The 13,353-nt window shown below is 40.8% G+C and carries 16 protein-coding genes and 1 other annotated feature; all 16 genes read right to left on the reverse strand.

Translation table 11 applies throughout. The features are described from left to right. Positions 1-119: 119 nt before the first annotated feature. The 16 genes from safA to HUX68_RS05835 all read right to left on the reverse strand — a co-directional run bounded on the left by safA (position 120) and on the right by HUX68_RS05835 (position 13,263). The gene (gene safA, locus HUX68_RS19595) at positions 120-995 is read right to left on the reverse strand and encodes a SafA/ExsA family spore coat assembly protein (RefSeq protein ID WP_174613926.1); all 876 of its coding nucleotides are present in this window, start codon (positions 993-995) and stop codon (positions 120-122) included. A gap of 341 nt (positions 996-1,336) precedes the next feature. Continuing rightward, positions 1,337-2,188, reverse strand: coding sequence for a prephenate dehydratase (gene pheA, locus HUX68_RS05765; RefSeq protein WP_174613927.1), 852 nt, complete (start codon positions 2,186-2,188; stop codon positions 1,337-1,339). Between the two features lie 27 nt (positions 2,189-2,215). After that, complete coding sequence (obgE, locus tag HUX68_RS05770) at positions 2,216-3,496, reverse strand: GTPase ObgE (RefSeq protein ID WP_174613928.1); 1,281 nt, start codon at positions 3,494-3,496, stop codon at positions 2,216-2,218. A gap of 11 nt (positions 3,497-3,507) precedes the next feature. After that, entirely contained in the window at positions 3,508-4,041 is a 534-nt protein-coding gene (locus HUX68_RS05775; RefSeq protein WP_174613929.1) for a Spo0B domain-containing protein, read from the reverse strand. A gap of 331 nt (positions 4,042-4,372) precedes the next feature. Further along, positions 4,373-4,663 carry a 50S ribosomal protein L27 gene (gene rpmA, locus HUX68_RS05780; protein ID WP_174613930.1) on the reverse strand — a complete coding sequence of 97 codons (291 nt, stop codon included), beginning with the start codon at positions 4,661-4,663 and terminating at the stop codon, positions 4,373-4,375. Next, a complete protein-coding gene (locus HUX68_RS05785; RefSeq protein WP_174613931.1) occupies positions 4,650-5,006 on the reverse strand; it encodes a ribosomal-processing cysteine protease Prp in 357 nt (118 codons plus the stop codon). The genes rpmA and HUX68_RS05785 overlap by 14 nt, the downstream gene beginning before the upstream one ends. A 12-nt stretch (positions 5,007-5,018) precedes the next feature. Then, entirely contained in the window at positions 5,019-5,327 is a 309-nt protein-coding gene (gene rplU / locus HUX68_RS05790) for a 50S ribosomal protein L21 (protein ID WP_174613932.1), read from the reverse strand. A gap of 13 nt (positions 5,328-5,340) precedes the next feature. Beyond that, positions 5,341-5,417, reverse strand: a sequence feature (ribosomal protein L21 leader region). Positions 5,418-5,482: 65 nt separating this feature from the next. Next, positions 5,483-6,352: a site-2 protease family protein gene (locus HUX68_RS05795; RefSeq protein ID WP_174613933.1), complete on the reverse strand. Its 870-nt coding sequence runs from the start codon at positions 6,350-6,352 to the stop codon at positions 5,483-5,485. After that, on the reverse strand, positions 6,336-7,115 hold the full coding sequence (locus tag HUX68_RS05800; protein ID WP_174613934.1) for a M23 family metallopeptidase: 780 nt from the start codon (positions 7,113-7,115) through the stop codon (positions 6,336-6,338). The genes HUX68_RS05795 and HUX68_RS05800 overlap by 17 nt, the downstream gene beginning before the upstream one ends. Before the next feature lie 115 nt (positions 7,116-7,230). Further along, the gene (minD, locus tag HUX68_RS05805) at positions 7,231-8,028 is read right to left on the reverse strand and encodes a septum site-determining protein MinD (RefSeq protein ID WP_174613935.1); all 798 of its coding nucleotides are present in this window, start codon (positions 8,026-8,028) and stop codon (positions 7,231-7,233) included. Beyond that, a complete protein-coding gene (gene minC, locus HUX68_RS05810; RefSeq protein ID WP_174613936.1) occupies positions 8,021-8,707 on the reverse strand; it encodes a septum site-determining protein MinC in 687 nt (228 codons plus the stop codon). The genes minD and minC overlap by 8 nt, the downstream gene beginning before the upstream one ends. Positions 8,708-8,737: 30 nt before the next feature. Further along, entirely contained in the window at positions 8,738-9,280 is a 543-nt protein-coding gene (gene mreD / locus HUX68_RS05815) for a rod shape-determining protein MreD (protein WP_174613937.1), read from the reverse strand. Further along, positions 9,280-10,167 (reverse strand): rod shape-determining protein MreC, encoded by an 888-nt coding sequence (gene mreC, locus HUX68_RS05820; RefSeq protein ID WP_174613938.1) that lies wholly within the window; start codon positions 10,165-10,167, stop codon positions 9,280-9,282. Before mreC ends, mreD begins: the two co-directional genes overlap by 1 nt. A gap of 12 nt (positions 10,168-10,179) precedes the next feature. Next, positions 10,180-11,217, reverse strand: a complete 1,038-nt coding sequence (locus tag HUX68_RS05825; protein ID WP_174613939.1) for a rod shape-determining protein — start codon at positions 11,215-11,217, stop codon at positions 10,180-10,182. A 234-nt stretch (positions 11,218-11,451) separates the two neighbouring features. Then, a complete protein-coding gene (radC, locus tag HUX68_RS05830) occupies positions 11,452-12,141 on the reverse strand; it encodes a RadC family protein (protein ID WP_174613940.1) in 690 nt (229 codons plus the stop codon). Positions 12,142-12,339: 198 nt separating this feature from the next. After that, positions 12,340-13,263, reverse strand: coding sequence for an SPOR domain-containing protein (locus HUX68_RS05835; protein WP_174613941.1), 924 nt, complete (start codon positions 13,261-13,263; stop codon positions 12,340-12,342). Positions 13,264-13,353: the final 90 nt, after the last annotated feature.

Raw genomic sequence — 13,353 nt, forward strand, 5'->3', positions numbered from 1 at the left:
GATTATCATAATTTTAGCATTCAAAGCTTACTTTTAAAAATAGACTGACTTAACATAACGGTTCCCGGACGATAAAAAAGGAGACGATTCCAGCTTATTCGTCTCCTAAGTACTCCTATTTATTCCTCCTGTTCATTCGTATCCTCTCGAAAATTATATGCTGGCATTGTTCCAAAATCAGGTGGTTCCGGTACAGGCATATCTCCATTTGGACCAGTTGGTTTATTCTGCATTTTTGTTTCATTTAAATCCGTATAATAACGATCATCCGTTGAAGCTAAAGGCGGGGGAGCCCCATATAATTCATTATCATTTATATAAGGATTTTCCTTTGGCCGTGCAGGCATTTCCCTTTCGTTTGGAACATCAAATGGTTGCATTTGGCTTTGTTGATTCCTGAAAAGGGGTGGTTTTGGCCCGCCACATCCACATCCCCCTTTTTTCTGTCCATGTTTAGGTCCGTGATGCATTGGTGGTGGCGGTGGACAACACGGCTTATGACAATAACAACAAACCGGCACCATTTGCATTGGCATTGGTTGAGGGGGCATATGCATTTGGGCATTCTTTTTCGGTTGATAATTTGGCTGAGGATAATCGGGCATTTCCGGAAAATTAATCGTAGTATAATTGTAAAAGTCCTGATCCATCATTTGCATTTGTTGCATCGGCTTCGTTGGAACATCAGGTTTTTTGGGCATTTTGGGTTGCATCGGCATTTCCGGCTTCATTTTTTCAGTCTCTTTATTCATAACAGGTTTTGGCTTCGGGGATGTATCCTTATAGGGATGTTTCGCTTCAGGCATTTTAGCACCTTTTACATTGTCGTTCTTAACAGCCTTTGATGTCCCGGGTATTTTAATTTTCATACCGGGCATGATCATGTCAGGGCTTGATAACTGTGGATTGAGCTTTTTAACTTCTTCAAAATCCGCTCCGTATTGCTTGGAAATTTCCCACAATGTATCTCCCTTTTGAACGATATGAATTTTCAACTTTAACCATACTCCTTTCAACATCTGTCTCAATTGGGCAAAACACTCACTATCAACATATGCATTTAGTGTTAAATGTTGAACTTAAATTTATCTTATATCCGTCAGCTAGATGATACATTACCTGGTTTGGACGATATAACGGTTTGTTGAAGGTTTATTATTGGGAGGATATGGATATCGTTGAGACTGCCAATTTTTTTCTGTTAGAAAACTTGGCTGTCACCAAGCCTTTAGGTGACAGCCAAAGTCGCACTTATGCAGTAAGAAAGGATTTGATCCTTTCTTAACTGCCAAAAAAGCCGTTCACCTCCATTCACGAAGCAAACGACTCTCGATTATTATAATTTCATTTCATAAACCGAGTATGTACCAAGCACTTGCACTTTGCATCCCAGTGCCTCCAGCTCAGCTTTTACCCCAGGAAATAATACATCATCATATGGCTGATTCACATCGACAATAAAGAAATAATTTCCCAAGCCGGTTTTCATCGGTCGTGATTCAATCTTGGATAAATTCATTTTTCGCCACGCAAACGCTGCCAGTACCTGGTAAAGCGCCCCTGCATAATCACTTGGAAGTGTAATCAGCATACTGGTTTTTTCGGCATCTACTTCATGATTTATTCGTACCAGATTTTCATCTTTGGCAATAACCGCAAACCTAGTATGGTTATTCGGATAATCATGAATATTTTCCTTCCACAGCTGAAGACCGTATTCTTTAGCTGCCAGCTTATTTCCTATAGCAGCCATATTAGCATTGTCATTGCTCACTAATTCAGCTGCACTCCCTGTTGACGTTGTAAAATTTAGTTTGGCATCAGGTAAGTAACTGTGGATAAACTGATGACACTGGGCAATCGCGTGGCTATGCGAATGAATTTCCTTTATATCATTCATGTCACCGTTAAATTCTGAATTAACGAGTAAATGCTGTTGGACAGGTACAACTATTTCCGCAAAAATTGGTAATCGTACCTGATGAACAAGGTAATCAACCGTTAATTGAACCGTACCCTCTATCGCATTTTCAAGTGGAACGACACCAATATCAATTTGCCCGTTTCCTACAGCATCGATACATTCAGGAATCGTTTCAAAGCTATATTTTTCTCCTCCATTGAAAGCTGAATCAACTGCCAATTTTGTGAATGTCCCTTTTGGACCTAAGTATCCTATGCTCACCAATTTCTTCCCCTCTTTACCATGTTAATATTACTCGATAAACTCGAATTCAAAATCCATCAGCCGGATGGTGTCACCATCTTTTGCACCTTGTTTACGCAGTTCATCATCCACACCCATTGCACGGATTTGTCTGGCAAAACGCTGTACACCTTCATCTCTGGAAAAATCGGTCATCTTAAACAATTTCTCGATTTTGGCCCCGGATAACACATATGAACCATCTGAATCACGTGAAATGACAAATGGAACTTCTTCTTTCTTATACCTGTATACCACTTTTTCATCGGTATCTTCAACTTCGGGTGCTTTTTTCGGAATGGTATCCAGTGTACCAGCTATTGTATATATTATATCGCGCAACCCCTGTTTTGTAAGAGCAGAAAGCGGAAAAACAGGATATTCTCCAGACAGTTTCGACTTAAACACGGCCAAATTTTCCTCTGCTCCGGGCATCTCCATTTTATTGGCTGCAATAATCTGAGGGCGTTCCACCAATTCAGGGTCGTATGCTTTTAATTCCTCATTTATTTTCAAAAAATCATCATACGGGTCCCTTTCTTCCATACCTGCCATGTCCACCACGTGGAGAATCACCCTTGTCCGTTCCACATGACGCAGAAACTGATAACCCAAACCGACTCCTTTATGTGCTCCTTCAATCAAACCGGGAAGGTCAGCAATGACAAAACTGCGTTGATCACCTGCATCAACAACACCTAGATTCGGTGCTAATGTGGTGAAGTGATAATCCGCAATTTTAGGTTTTGCCGCACTCATTACCGAAAGCAAAGTTGATTTCCCGACGCTTGGAAATCCTACTAGTCCCACATCAGCAATTAGTTTCAGCTCCACTTTTATATTGCGTTCAATCCCCGGTTCACCATTTTCAGCAAAATCCGGTGCAGGGTTTTTAGGGCTGGCAAACCTCGTATTACCCCGGCCGCCACGACCACCCTTGGCAATCACCGCTTCCTGTTCATGTACGGTTAAATCAGCAATTACCTCCCCGGTAGTTTCATCAGTAACGGTTGTACCCGGTGGAACAGAAACAATTAATGCATTTGCATTTTTGCCATGTTGGTTCTTGCTCATGCCATTTTCTCCGCGCTTCGCCTTGTAATGCTTCGTATATCGAAAGTCCATTAGCGTGTTTAATCCTTCATCCACTTTAAAAATGACATCGCCGCCATTTCCACCGTCACCCCCGGCAGGTCCGCCTTTTGGAACATATTTCTCACGACGGTAGCCGACAAGACCGTTTCCGCCATCTCCTGCTTTCACATATACACTAACCTGATCGACAAACATAGATGATCACCTCAATCGCATGGGATCTGAATAGAGCATATAATACCTTCATCACTTTGACTCACCATTGGAGACAGATCCACGCTATCCTTACGTTTTATTTTTATTTCCGATGTAAAGTTACCCTGAACAGCTAATTTCACTTCAACGCCAGATTTACCTACCTCGTCCAGCTCATTCAGTTGCAAGTTTACCATATAAAGCTCCATTTCATCAGCTGCATCAGCTATCTGGCCCATAAGATATCTGCACTGCTCTACAAGCATGTCATCCAACGAACGTAAATCCTGCCTGGCCGTATGTATATGATAGGATAAACGGAAATTCTGGTAATTGGTGTTAAACTGAATAAGACACAAAGCAAACTTCGGTATGTTCAAATTTACAAGCTTACGTTCCTCTTCCATAAGTTTCATAAACGTTTCCAGTTTTGATCTGGCCTTCTCAGGTTTATCCATGCTCAAATATCCCTGAACAATTTGCAGATGATTCATCAAATCATGCCGATTATGCCGTAAAATTTGGATTACATCTTCTTCAAGCATTTTTCATCCCCCAATAATAAGATGAGTATAGCAGATATAAAACAAAATGAAAATCAAATTCAGCAATATTAAGCACCTGAATATAGTAAAGGCTATTTTCTAAAAGGCTGTTGTTATTACATAATATCCATAAACTGCGACACAGAATTTTCTAGTAAAGCTTCCTGACCAACGCAGCTGGAATAGAGGCTCAGCAGCCGCCCCCGGAAAGCGTAGTGTATTTCCGGAGCGGTGTCATAGCACTCTTTTTTCAGTATGTCGCAGTTTAGTTCTAAATCTGCGAAAAGAAAAAACTCCAACCATCAGGCTGGAGTTTTTACGTTTATGAAAACTATGCTTCTTTGGCAACCGGGTAGACACTGACTTTTTTACGATCGCGTCCATACCGTTCAAATTTAACGACACCATCGATTTTTGAAAACAGTGTGTCATCTCCGCCGCGGCCAACATTTGTACCAGGATAAATTTTTGTTCCGCGTTGACGGAAAATAATCGATCCACCTGTTACAAACTGACCATCGCCACGTTTAGCACCAAGGCGTTTTGACTCTGAATCACGACCGTTTTTGGTACTACCGGCACCTTTTTTCTGAGAGAAAAACTGCAAATCAAGACGTAGCATTTGGTGTACCTCCTTCATTATTGTGAATTTCAATAAACTGGTTATACTCTCGTACAATTGTTTCGAGGGAAATTATCATTCCTTCAAATAAAAGCTGAACGATATTCATCTGTTCTTTCGTAATATTTTCAGGAACAATGACCCGAAGATATCCACCTTCAGCTCCCTGATCAATTACCAGTTCAATATCGGTCATTTCCATAACTGCATTCACCGCACCAAACGAAACGGATGAAACCCCGGCACATACAAGATCATAACCATATGGACCACTTTCAGCATGTCCCGATAATTCAAAACCGGTTATTTGTTTATTATTTCGAAATACAGTTACATTAATCATACGTGAGAACCTTTATGCATTAATTTTATCCACTACTAATTTCGTATACGGCTGACGGTGACCTTGTTTACGATGATAATTCTTTCTGCGCTTATATTTGAAAACAGTAACCTTCTTCTGACGGCCATGTTTCTCAACTTTTGCAGTGACAGTTGCACCATCCACGTATGGAGCTCCAACTTTAACATCATCTCCACCGATGAAAAGAACTTTATCAAACGTAACAGCGTCATTTGCATCTGCTGAAACCTTTTCAACGAAAATTTCCTGTCCTTCTTCAACCTTTACCTGTTTACCACCTGTTTCGATTATCGCGTACACACCTGCACCTCCTTAATTAACTCAGACTCGCCATTACAGGTATTCGATATTTCGAATTTAATAACCTGCTTTGCGCGGTTGTAGCACTGATGCTACGATGAATAACGTATTGATGTTACCATGTTTGGAAAGCACTTGTCAAGAAACAGTGCACATCATTTAACAATATAGCTGTCCACTTCTCCGACTGTTCTACGAAAATGCCGTTCATGAAAATAACTGTACAGACAGTCCATCTCATCGATTGACCTGCGCATTGACCCGGGGTATGTAATATAGATGGGATGTTTCTTTTCCCGGTGAAATTTACTGAAAACGTTCATCAGCCCGCAATTATGCGATACTTCGATTGGCAATACTCCTTTCACATATGTCTGTCCATAATACCTTCTTAACAAAAAACGTATAAATACGTAATATCGTTGTTTCCAGTCTGTTCTGTTTTCCATTAGCAAAAACATAAACAACACGAACGAACTAAGCGTAAACGATATAAAAAACAATTGAACAATTAAGCCAAGCATACAAACAAACATCGAAAACAATATCACCCAATTGTATGCTTTCCGGTATGCAAGCCGAGATGAGAGAAGCAGAAATAAAAGCTTCCCCCCATCCAACGGCCAGATCGGGAGTAAATTGAATAGAAGAATAACGGAATTATAAAAAAATGCCAATTCAACCATTGAATGCGGGATGAACTGCAATTGCAAAAACAATATTAGCAGTAAATAAATCACCAAATGCTGAAAAGGCCCAGCGATTGTCACAAGTATTTCCTGATACAGTGGCTTTGTGCCATGTTCATCCGTGTCCATGACACCACCGAAAACCCAAATCATAACCCTTCTGATTCGCCACCTGAAAAAGGCAGCCATCAGGTAGTGACCCAATTCATGGATCAACACAATTGTCATGATTACAAATAATGAAACAAATGTACCAGTTAGAAAAGAAATGATAATAAAGACGAACAGAATTGGATGCAACCTTATTTCCGGGACAACCTTACGGAGTATCGTCAACTTTAATCACCTGTACCGGATCAATGAATGTATCATTTTTTTCAATAGCAAAATAAACGGTCTTCCTCTCGGCAGTCGGTTTAAACTTTCCAAGCTTTTGCTGTGCATCCACAGGTTCATATAAGTGAACGTTAATATCGCTTAAATAACCATATGTTGTTTTACTGTTATCTGCATGCTGAACGACAATCGTTTTCCCAGTTTCAGAATCATTTCCTGCGAAAATCACCACTCCTTGCCGTAAGGCACTCACTTCAGTCGTCGCTCCAGGTTTAATCATTATGCCTGTCCCATTTTCCTGAAATGACTCAGAGACACTTCCTGTCACAGGCATTGCAAGTGGTGATGTGTCAGACTGGTTCTGCTGCTGATTGGGGGCGATAGCCATGGGCTTGCCAAATGTTTCCTGGTACCAGCTGTTTACACTGGCAAACGGAAATTCCTCGGTTAAAGCATTGCTTGCCCATTGTTTCGGTTCGGTTAACCATTCATCTTCCGCCTGAAATAAGAAAGCGGCCCCCAAAAACAACATGACTGAAAACATCGCTTTTACGATAAAAGATGAAATCCGTTTATCAGTCCTGCCGGATGACCAGTTTTTCGAAGTATTATCCTGAAACATCGGAAAATACCCGTGTTTTTCTTCCTCCTCCGGAAACGGTGGAAAAACCGGTTTTGATGATGCTCCATCTTGTTGACTCAGCCCACGCATCCGCTTACGCTGGTTTATCGATTTTCTGACCTGCTTAATCCCTTTGCTCATATTCCTCACAACCCTCACCAAGCTTTTGTAAAGTTTATGAGACAAGCAAAAAAGATATGATAGAAAAACATGCAGGAAGTTTTTTTCATCAACTTTCTGCATGCCATCATTTCTATTATGAACGTATTCCAAAAAATTCCTTTACCTTTTTAAACATCCCTTTTTCTTCTTCCAGCGACTGAAGCGGGACGGTTTCTCCCAAAATCCGCCGTGCAATATTCCGGTATGCTATCGAAGGTTTGGAATTGGGCTGAAATGCAATCGGTTCACCACTGTTGGATGCTTTTATTACTTCATCATCATCAACAACGATACCGATCAGATCGATTGATAAAATTTGGATAATATCATCAATGTCGATCATATCCCCGTTTTTCATCATGTGATTCCGGATTCGATTGATTACTAGTTTAGGAGATTCCACATCCGCATTTTCCAATAAACCGATAATACGGTCTGCATCCCGTACACTTGATTTTTCAGGAGTCGTAACAACAATGGCCTTATCGGCTCCGGCAATTGCATTTTGGAAACCTTGCTCAATACCAGCCGGACAGTCAATAACGATATAATCATATTCCTGTTTAAGTTCATCAATTACTTTTTGCATTCCTGCGGTTGTAACGGCAGATTTATCGCTTGTCTGAGCCGCCGGAAGCAATGACAAAAACTCAAACCGCTTGTCCTTAATTAAAGCCTGCTTCAGTTTGCAACGTTCCTCAATGACATCGACTATGTCATAAATTATCCGGTTTTCCAAGCCCATGACAACATCCAGGTTCCTTAGCCCAATATCTGTATCAATCAGGCATACTTTTTTACCCATCAATGCCAATGCAGTACCAATATTAGCAGTTGTTGTCGTTTTACCAACTCCGCCTTTACCGGAAGTAATAACGATTGCTTCACCCATTCTGAATTCTCCTTTCAAACCCGCTTAAATCTTTTCGCTTTTGCGATAAAACCTGCAGCCGATCAATAACTATTTTATCCTGCTGTTCATCAATCAGTCCGCATTCCATATATACACCTTCTGCTTCATAATCCGGAGCACGGCTTATATAATCAGCAATTCGCAACTGTCCTGGCTTCATGTACGATGCCGCAATTACCGCATTTTTATCACCGTTGGAACCGGCATGTGCCATCCCCAGCAAACTTCCCATAATAAAAACATTACCGGTTGTTATCACACTGCCACCGGGATTCACGTCCCCTATCAGTAATAAATCACCGGTTATCTCTAAAACCTGTCCGGATCTGACAATACGGTGGACTGTTTTTACATCACTTTCTTCTTTCCAACTGATTGCATCATTTTTTCGAACAACTTCAGAATCAAAAGTCTGAACAGAAAAATAGTTATTTTTACTGATTAATTCATTTATTTGGTTTTTTTGTTGATCATTCAGATAGCGATTGCCTAATTTAACCGTGACAGCCACTTCCGGTTCTTCATGATTAGGCTGATACACAGATAGTTTTGCATTCAGTTCATTCATTACATCATCAAAGGAGCAGGAATCATTTATGAACAAAGTGAGTCCGTCTTTCGTTCCTTTAATTGTTATCATTTGTCTATTGTCTGGCATTTCAATTTCACCTCATTAAAACCTGGTCAGTCATAAATAAACGGACTTACCGCGTAAATCATCCTGCTGCCAATTGACCAGCCACTTATACGTAATGGGATACAGGAGCAGCAAAAAGAGCAGATTGGCCAGTACTGTAGGGAGCATTCGATACAGTAAGTACGTGCTCCATTTCATTTCAGACAGCCCTACAAATGAAAAGACAACATTTATCGAGATTTCTGCCAGTAACAACCCGACTATTCCGAGTACAATTACACCGAATATATTGGCATGCAGCAGTTTGGTTAGGTTATGAACGATATAGATTACAACAGCATAAGTAAACATATACACACCTAACACGCCTGTGTACACTACATCAATCAATAACCCAAAAATCACTCCATATAAAATGGACATATATGTGTTCTCACGGTCATAGAAAATAGCCATCATTACCAGAAATGCCAGAATCCAGTGAGGTACAATAACAATATCGCCTGTTACAAGCGAAACCGGAAGCAATTCCAATGCCACACCTTCCATTATAAGAAGCACAAACAGGATGAATGGAATAATCAACCGTTTCATTATCCCTCCCCCTCTTCCGATTGGTTGGAATTTTCATGTTCTTCAAGGACACGATCAACAACAATGACATTATTGATTTCATACATATCAGCCGCCGGCTTAACCAAGGCAGTCTTGGTCAATCCATATTTGTCGGGTTTAACCTCCTGGACTGTACCAATTAACAGCCCCGCCGGGAATACTCCTCCCATACCAGAGGACAATACCATTTCCCCTTCTTTCAGGTTTTTATCGGATTCCTCAATAATCTTAAACAGCAAATTACCGGACTCTTTATCAAACCCTTGAATCAAACCAAAAACATCATTACCTTTTTCACGTGAAATCGTTGCTGATATCCGGTTAAACTGATCAAAACCGGTAAGGAGCTGTACAGTAGAGGTAAACTGCGATGCAGACTGTATTTTTCCAATCATGCCCCCAGCCGTAACTACCGCCATGTTTTCCCTTACGCCGTCCTGCTTACCTTTGTTGATTGTGACGTGCTCGATCCACCGTTCAGGAGACCGGGAGAGAACTGTTGCCTGAATCGGATTAAAATCCCTGATGGAACCAGATTCCGTTTTATCAAGAAGCTTTCGGAGTTCTTCGTTTTCTTCTTTTAGTTCCTGCACCTCATAAATAAGTGTTTTATATTGTGCCAGTTTATTTCGCAACACCTTATTTTCTTCAAACGTGTCTTTTAAGTCGTCTATATTGGTAAAAACATTTGTTACAAAATTCACCGGTGTATGTACTACACTTTGTGCCCATCCAACAGTGTCTTTTATGAACTGCTCCGGAGTTGTCAGGTCCCTCTTGTCCTGTAAAGAGTACCCGATTAATGCAACAAGAACGATAATACCAATAAGCAGGATGAATAATCGTTTATTTTGAAAAAATGGCATACAGACACCTTCCTACTCAGTTGTACGGGAAGATACATTCGGATGGGAGCGGAAGTGCTGAATGTATTCCAATGATTTACCTGTTCCGATAGCTACACTGTCCAATGGATCATCGGCAATAAATACAGGCATTTCTGTCTCTTCGCTGATGACTTTATCCAGGTTTCGCAATAAAGCCCCTCCTCCGGATAAAACAATACCGCGTTCCACGATATCTGCTGATAATTCGGGAGGTGTTTTCTCCAGGGTGGTTTTGACAGCATTAACAATCGATTCCACTGTATCCCGTAATGAAACTGCTATTTCTTTTGCAGTAATCATAATCGTTTTGGGAAGTCCTGTAAGCAAGTCACGACCTCTGATATCCATTTCAATATCTTCTGTAACTTCCCCTGCAGTCCCAAGATCCATCTTGATTGACTCTGCTGATCGTTCTCCAATCATCAAATTGTAATGTTTGCGGATATAATAAATAATTGCTTCGTCCATATTATCACCGGCTTTACGGATTGACTGGCTTGTCACAATCCCTCCCAATGAAATAACCGCGACTTCTGTAGTTCCGCCGCCAATATCAACAATCATACTTCCTGTTGGTTCCCAGACAGGAAGCCCAGCACCTATAGCTGCAGCAAAAGGTTCTGCAATGGGAAAAGCGTCCTTAGCTCCAGCTTGTTTAGTAGCATCAATAACTGCTCTTTCTTCCACCATCGTTATTCCCGATGGAACACATATCATAACATTCGGCTTTCTTGCGAAAAATGAGCGGTTCTTCATCGCATTTTTTATATAATATTTCATTAATACAGCTGTTGTATCATAATCAGCAATTACGCCATCCTTCATCGGACGCACAACAGATATATTTCCAGGTGTCCGTCCGATCATATTACGCGCCTGACTGCCCACCGCTTCGATATCCCCAGTCTGCATGTTTTTGGCTACAACAGTGGGTTCACGCAAGACAACACCTTTATTTTTGACAAACACAAGTGTATTGGCTGTTCCCAGATCAATACCAAAATCCTGTGATAAACTGAACCTTCCCAAAAAGAATCTTCCTTTCCAACTAACAAATTCGTCGAGTTTTATGTAATGTTTACTATATCTATTAATTCTGTTTGATGCAATCTGACATCAACATATGACATATTTCGTTAAACACTTTTTATAAGATATAATACCCATCATAATAAGCGCCAATTTCATTTATTTACGGAAACTGGCGCCATCATGTCATTACTCTATTCAATTATACGAAAAAATAACTAAAATAGATAGTGTTTACAGATAACCTTTTTCTTTTAACGACACAAATTTCCGGTCACCAATCACTAAATGGTCAAGTAATTCGATACCTATCATTTTTCCGCATTCGACAAGACGTCGTGTAACATGAATATCTTCCTGGGAAGGACTGGGGTCGCCGGAAGGGTGATTATGCGCACAAATAATGGAGGCCGCGGATCGTTTTACCGCCTCCCTGTACACTTCGCGTGGATGAACAATGGAAGCATTTAAACTGCCGATAAAAATGGTCTGCCGATGGATAATCTGATTTTTGGTATTCAGAAAAAGTACAACAAAATGTTCCTGATTAAGATTACGCATTTCCTCCATAACATAATCCGCTCCATCTTCAGGTGAGCGAATAACATATCTTTCGTTTGGTTTATATTGGCTCATTCTTCTTCCGAGTTCCATTGCTGACAGAAGCAAAACGCCTTTGGCCGTTCCTATCCCTTTGATGGAGGTCAACTCTTCAATGGTTGCGTCTTTTAACAGGTTCAGCCCCTCAAAATGCATCAGCAGCCGGTTGGACAAAGTCATAACGGATTCTTCTCTTGTTCCGCTTCCTAGTAAAATAGCTAGAAGTTCCTGATTTGATAAATGGGCTGCACCCAACTGCAGCATTCGTTCCCTGGGGCGGTCATCTTTCGGTACATCTTTAATCATTATCGTTGACGACTCCATAATTTATCCTCCTTGCATATGGTTAGCTCCATATTACCTGTTTAAAATAACTCGGACAAATTATGATTTCAGGATTTTACATATTAAACAGCCGGTAAAAAAGAAAACTTCGCCAGCGGGAAAATGTATTTCCGGGTCATATCCATATATCAAAAATCAATTATACCGTTTTGTAAAAACTGCCTATAAAAGATAAAGTTATTGTGACAAGGAGGAGAGCCCTTTCCACAGTCGCAGCATTGCAATATGCCCTTTCCAGAAACTGTCCGATAATGAATCAAGTTTCTCTCCTGACTGACCCGCAAACTCACTTACAACAGTTCCATTTTTCGGGCTGGATGCAATCAGATCATTCCACTTGGCTGCTGATACAGCTTGCCCCGTACTCAACGTATCAACAGAAGCCTTCCATTGTTGGCGGTACTTTTGCAGCCAATCAGCAGTGGATTCAGTCATTTTGATTTCAAACCCATCAGTAGTCCATTCTTTCACATATACTTCAAAACCCTGTGTCTTCAATTCTTGAGCAAGCTGCTCGCCCTGACTTTCGGAGTTTGCAATCCCTGAAAACACATAGTATTTGCTATCCTTTTGCCAGATCATTGCGGCATATCCCGCTTCCATGAATGTATCAGCCATTTCACGAGCGTTCTTCTCGTCACTAAACACACCAGCCTGCAGCACATAGGCACTAATTGGCTCAATCGCCCCAACTGTACCGGCAGTATTTGCACTTTCTTGTTCGTTATTTTCATCCTCTGCTTCCAGACCGGACATTGAAATGCCTTCGTTTTGCTGTGCCAAACTGTTGTCAATATCAACAAACATATTCAGCATAAATATTCCCATCCCAGTTCCTATTAACAATGCCGCAAATATAGCAATAAGCAAAGGTTTAAATGCCTTGAGCTTATTTTTGGGCTGAAAGAAATGACCGTTTCCCGGACTGTGCCGACGTACAAGAGCAGGAATTTGATCTGAATCATTTGAATCCTCGGAAGCCGCTGCAGCATATTTTTTGTGGAGTTGTCCGTCTGTTTGGTTTTCTGCAGAATCGTCTTTACGTGCAATTCGTGTTTTCTTTCCATTCATCCATATGACTATTGGTTTGTCTTTACCCAATTGATTCCCCTCCATATGCCAGTTTGTTTTACTCTAGCACAGGAAATATAAAAAGTAAGACGATATTTGTCACACTATCAAAAAACTTCT

It is taken from the genome of Virgibacillus ihumii, assembly GCF_902726655.1.
Classification (GTDB): Bacteria; Bacillota; Bacilli; order Bacillales; family Amphibacillaceae; genus Lentibacillus; species Lentibacillus ihumii.

Coding starts and splice junctions, on each gene's coding strand:
- obgE (WP_174613928.1), bottom strand. CDS start 3,496: ATGTTTGTCGATCAGGTTAGTGTATATGTGAAAGCAGGAGATGGCGGA.
- HUX68_RS05775 (WP_174613929.1), bottom strand. CDS start 4,041: ATGCTTGAAGAAGATGTAATCCAAATTTTACGGCATAATCGGCATGAT.
- rpmA (WP_174613930.1), bottom strand. CDS start 4,663: ATGCTACGTCTTGATTTGCAGTTTTTCTCTCAGAAAAAAGGTGCCGGT.
- HUX68_RS05785 (WP_174613931.1), bottom strand. CDS start 5,006: ATGATTAATGTAACTGTATTTCGAAATAATAAACAAATAACCGGTTTT.
- HUX68_RS05800 (WP_174613934.1), bottom strand. CDS start 7,115: ATGAGCAAAGGGATTAAGCAGGTCAGAAAATCGATAAACCAGCGTAAG.
- minD (WP_174613935.1), bottom strand. CDS start 8,028: ATGGGTGAAGCAATCGTTATTACTTCCGGTAAAGGCGGAGTTGGTAAA.
- minC (WP_174613936.1), bottom strand. CDS start 8,707: ATGCCAGACAATAGACAAATGATAACAATTAAAGGAACGAAAGACGGA.
- mreD (WP_174613937.1), bottom strand. CDS start 9,280: ATGAAACGGTTGATTATTCCATTCATCCTGTTTGTGCTTCTTATAATG.
- mreC (WP_174613938.1), bottom strand. CDS start 10,167: ATGCCATTTTTTCAAAATAAACGATTATTCATCCTGCTTATTGGTATT.
- radC (WP_174613940.1), bottom strand. CDS start 12,141: ATGGAGTCGTCAACGATAATGATTAAAGATGTACCGAAAGATGACCGC.